At 45.8% G+C, this 3,659-nt stretch carries 6 protein-coding genes; all 6 read left to right on the forward strand.

Annotated features, from left to right (window positions below):
- Window positions 1-159 precede the first annotated feature (159 nt).
- Window positions 160-489, forward strand: a complete 330-nt coding sequence (locus tag ACNQ0T_RS23035) for a hypothetical protein (RefSeq protein WP_000140246.1) — start codon at window positions 160-162, stop codon at window positions 487-489.
- 153 nt (window positions 490-642) lie between these two features.
- Complete coding sequence (locus ACNQ0T_RS23040; protein ID WP_022646499.1) at window positions 643-2,055, forward strand: hypothetical protein; 1,413 nt, start codon at window positions 643-645, stop codon at window positions 2,053-2,055.
- A 249-nt stretch (window positions 2,056-2,304) separates the two neighbouring features.
- Entirely contained in the window at window positions 2,305-2,544 is a 240-nt protein-coding gene (locus tag ACNQ0T_RS23045) for a hypothetical protein (RefSeq protein ID WP_001180999.1), read from the forward strand.
- 62 nt (window positions 2,545-2,606) lie between these two features.
- The gene (locus ACNQ0T_RS23050; protein WP_000172888.1) at window positions 2,607-2,918 is read left to right on the forward strand and encodes a hypothetical protein; all 312 of its coding nucleotides are present in this window, start codon (window positions 2,607-2,609) and stop codon (window positions 2,916-2,918) included.
- Window positions 2,915-3,109 (forward strand): hypothetical protein, encoded by a 195-nt coding sequence (locus ACNQ0T_RS23055; protein ID WP_000159617.1) that lies wholly within the window; start codon window positions 2,915-2,917, stop codon window positions 3,107-3,109. The genes ACNQ0T_RS23050 and ACNQ0T_RS23055 overlap by 4 nt, the downstream gene beginning before the upstream one ends.
- 54 nt (window positions 3,110-3,163) lie before the next feature.
- Window positions 3,164-3,613, forward strand: coding sequence for an HNH endonuclease (locus ACNQ0T_RS23060; RefSeq protein WP_000241453.1), 450 nt, complete (start codon window positions 3,164-3,166; stop codon window positions 3,611-3,613).
- The last annotated feature ends 46 nt before the right edge of the window (window positions 3,614-3,659 follow it).

Genomic DNA, 3,659 nt, shown 5'->3' on the forward strand with positions numbered 1-3,659 from the left:
AATGACGAAAGCAGGTATGCCTGAAAGCGTGCGTATTGCCTGAAAACACAACCCGCTACGGGGGAGACTTACCCGAAATCTGATTTATTCAACAAAGCCTCTTTTCTTTTAAAAATAAATTATTCAGATTTATTTTCTATTGATTTAATGAGGTAGGGAATGACAGAAAGTGCTTTGCTTTTGCGAGAGGCATTTAATGAATCGGTTAACTATATGACATGGTCTTTTTATTCACTGATAACTGCTTACGTTTCGATGGCTTTTTATGATAGAGTTGAGGTTAAGACCCGAATAAATAATTATCTGAATAAGTTACTTTTCGTGATTGCTATGTCCGTTTTTATCCCAAATATGTACTTTGTTTCAATGGTGTTCAGTCAGAAGTTAGGCACCGCAGCTGGCGTTGCGTCATTCATTATTGGGCTACTTTTCATGATGTTAAACTCGGCACCTGTAATTACTGGTATCGTACAGCAGCGCAAAGATTGAGTTTTATGAGTATAGTCAGTTGGGTTTTCATCTGTTTTATCAGACTTAGAAAAATGAAATCTTTCAATTCATTGATTTTAAACGCAAAAAAATTTCTAAATGATCAGAATTATAGGGTGCTCATTTTGCACAGCAGTAGGGGTTGACCATTCAATGGAAACGCTCCTTCGAACTGACCCGGAGAAATACGGTTATCAGGCTGGCCTGAGTCGTCTTCAGCGATTTCTTTCTAAGATCCAGTACGACTGGAGCCTGCGGGATTATATCGGTCGTAAAGTGTTCGAAGGCGGATATGTGCGTCTTCAACCCAATATCTTTTCTTCGTCCCTGACTGAACGTCTTTTTCATGCCTGTTGCAGCCTTGATTATGTTGAAGCAAGACGTGCGGCAGAGCATCGCAGAAAGCTACTTTCCGGCGAGGTTGACGATACGGCTTATAACCGTCGTATGGCTGAGCCACAATTTCGGCTTGTACAGGAAGCAAACGTGATCCACGTTGATTTCCTCTGGTCGTTGCACTGTTTCAACCCTCGCCCGTTTCGGGCAATTGAGATCTATCGCAGGGTCTGGGAAGAGGCCGATCTGGACCTTCTTGAGGATGAGCCTGACATGCAGCCTGTGCCCCGTACACCAATGCCAGCTCCACTCTGGATGAAACTGCCCGGAGGCCGGTTCGGTACAGCTTATGATGGACTGACTGATACGTTGCCGCTGATGACCTATTTTGACGGGCAGGCTGACCCCAGGGCTTCACGTAGCCTAAAGACCGGAGAGAGCAGTTCTGTCGTCGTGGCATTCGAGGAAGAGGATGAGCTGACTGTTGAAGAAGATACGGCGTCCTGGATTATCTGGCATGAATACGACGGGTTACGCCAGCGCATCGCTGACGGTGAGTTTACTCCAACGACTGCTGCTCAGTATCTTCTTCGTTATGGCGCGGTCCGAATTTCAAAAGGCAAGGGCGCTGTCTATCATCGTCTCGCACAGCGGGGACAAACCTTTTCCCGCCTGGGGATAGGCGACAGAGTGTCGCTTCCAGAGCTGGTTGCCAGTCGGCGTTTTAAAATACTCAGTGATTCTGCATACCGTCAGGTTGTAGCCCGGAAATTGCGTGGACAGATAAAAAAGTTCAGATTCTGGGCATGCGTAGCTGCCTGTGTTCAGTTGCACGTACACAACAAGACGGCACTCGGAGAAAGAATTTTAACGTTACTCGAAGGTGAGAGGGAACAGCAACAAGGTGCGATCCAGGCGAAGCTGAAGGCGGGAATGATGGATGCAGTTCTAACTCTGTGTAACCAGCGACTCCGGGTGAAAGAAAATACTAACCAGCCAGAGGAGTTCCGCTATTACCGTGCCGTAAGAGCTCGTTTCATGCGCCATTTATCTGAATGCCTTAAGCCAGAAAATGGCGGCGTTATCCGTGACGTTATCTGGGAACTGAGGGTGCTGAGCAGTGCTCACGGTACGACCAAAACAGGTTTTTACTATGTCGATAGCAATCGCCCGACAGCGAAAGGACTGTTAAACCGCCTTCTGATGAGGATGGTCAAGCAGGTCGTATAAGCGTCTGAAACGCGAAACACACGAAAATGGAGGGGTTATACAAAAAAAACTTAGCTTTGATCGTGATGTAATGTGGACATCATGTCCAAGCGTTGCTGCATCCAGAAAAGTAACTTTAATCCTGTTGATACAGCCCTTGCATTACCTGTTTACGCATAGCGTGGAAACGTTCTAATTAAACCAGACGAATATAAATTTAAATTAATTCACTCACCCCCGGAATCGGGGAACTAAACAAAAGGATCATCAATGCAAAATCAAAATACACCCGCTCAGGAAAAACACACCGTATACCTTTTTAATGCCGAACATGCTGACAAGACAGCCGCCAAGCAAGCCGGGAAACTCTTCACGCTGGACATTGAACACCCAATGACCCTCAACGATCTCTCGCTGCTGTGTGAGTCGGTCGCGGACGCTGTGGGAGCACCTGGCGGAATTAAATATGAAATCACAACAGAGCCTAATGGGGTTCAGGAGGAATACTGAATCAGTGTGGTGTGAGTCCATTTTAATTTGACGTTTCATGAGTTCTATCGAGAGGCTGAAGTATGACTTTGAAAATGGAAAGTTCCCGGACTTCCAAGCCTGAGGGGCCATTTGTATTAATCACTTTTGAGGGGGACGAATTTCTTTTTGATGACAGACATAATGTCGTCAAGATAAATGGCAGGCCTAAAAAAATGGATGTAAAGCGAAATTATTTTGAGTCCGATCTGGGAGAAGGGAAAGCGAAATACTGGACTTTAAATATCGAAGAGGCTCATCGGTTCAATTCGATTGATGAAGCGACAGAACAACTTTGTAAACTGAGTCGCCCTCATCTGATCAAAATTCGCAAAGTTGAGGGGGTATCTGAATGACCAAAGAGATGTTTTTACGCATTTTAAATGAGGCACAGGCTCGTGTGGATAACGATTCGCTTCCGCTTGATGTTCGTATCCGGTCACGCACCACGGTAAATGATTGCGTCATCCGGGCAGATAAAGAGGGGTGGCCTATTGAGTATAAACAGAAGGTCTGGGTAGATGCAGTCAGTGGCTGTTATCTTTAGCGGTTACTTAAGCCAGTTCCTGTGCCCGTGAGCTTAGTAAAGGCGGAAAATGATATGGTCAAGGTGATAAATATCAACGGGAATTTAGTTGAATTACCTGAGCCCTCAGCAAAGTTATCCAAAGCTGAATCACCTGATGGTAGGTTCTCAAAACCTAAAAATAAGATCTCTAAAATACAGCGAGCTGAGCTGCGAATGAAATTTGGGGGGCGTTGTGCCTATTGTGGTTGCAAGCTTCCTGAAAAAGGGTGGCATGCCGATCATGTTGAGCCTGTTCGACGCGACTTTGAACTGGTGAGAGCCCCTGTCGGCAGCGGCGTAACTCATGTTGCCCGAAGTACGGGTAAGGTTATGCACCCTGAACTGCATGCTATAGAAAACTTATTTCCATCATGCGCCCCCTGCAACCTTTTTAAAGGAGCTTTTAGTGTTGAAGGAATGAGAAAAGAAATGGCACTGTTGCAAATAGTCGGTGGTGATAAACTTATCATCCCCTTTTGCTGATGGAGCTGCACATGAACCCATTCAAAGGCCGGCATTTTCAGCGTGA

Source organism: Enterobacter cloacae complex sp.6700776 (assembly GCF_048284255.1).
In the GTDB taxonomy this organism is placed as follows: domain Bacteria; phylum Pseudomonadota; class Gammaproteobacteria; order Enterobacterales; family Enterobacteriaceae; genus Enterobacter; species Enterobacter intestinihominis.